This window comes from Pseudomonas kielensis (assembly GCF_014236655.1).
Taxonomy (GTDB): Bacteria; Pseudomonadota; Gammaproteobacteria; order Pseudomonadales; family Pseudomonadaceae; genus Aquipseudomonas; species Aquipseudomonas kielensis.
Window position 1 is genome coordinate 1 of sequence record NZ_JACMYG010000110.1, and the last position, 402, is coordinate 402.

The following is a 402-nucleotide window of genomic DNA, read 5'->3' on the forward strand; positions in this document are numbered from 1 at the left end:
GCAGGCTGGCTTTCAACGATTACGCCGATTTCTCCGCACAGCGGACAAGGTGTGGTTTTATCCCCGAGCCGCAGGACGCCCCGGCCGCCTTGTGTCGCATTGGGCAGGCTGCTGATACACACCGCGCCGGTGGTGGTCAGATCACCGTGCAGACCTTGTCTTATACCGTTGACGCTGGCTCGGATCATGATTCAGCCCCCGCTCGAAGGTAGCTGGCTGGCTTGTTGAAAGCGGCAAGCGGCTGCTCGATAACGGGTGGTTTTTTCCAGCGTTTGGAGAAGCTCTAGGGAGACATCGTCCGTGTACAACAGGGGCAGTGCGGCTTTCATGTTTATGATCCAGATCCTTGGGTGTTTTTTGGCTGCCTTACTCTTGTCACGCCAGTGAGAACGATGGGCGCGA

At 57.5% G+C, this 402-nt stretch carries 2 protein-coding genes; both read right to left on the bottom strand.

From position 1 onward, the window contains the following. Window positions 1-188 (bottom strand): PAAR domain-containing protein (locus H7995_RS28370; RefSeq protein WP_483312757.1); only part of this gene is annotated, 188 nt, incomplete at its 3' end. 3 nt (window positions 189-191) lie between these two features. Further along, on the bottom strand, window positions 192-402 hold a 211-nt coding region (locus tag H7995_RS28375; protein WP_206684776.1), incomplete at its 5' end, for a hypothetical protein.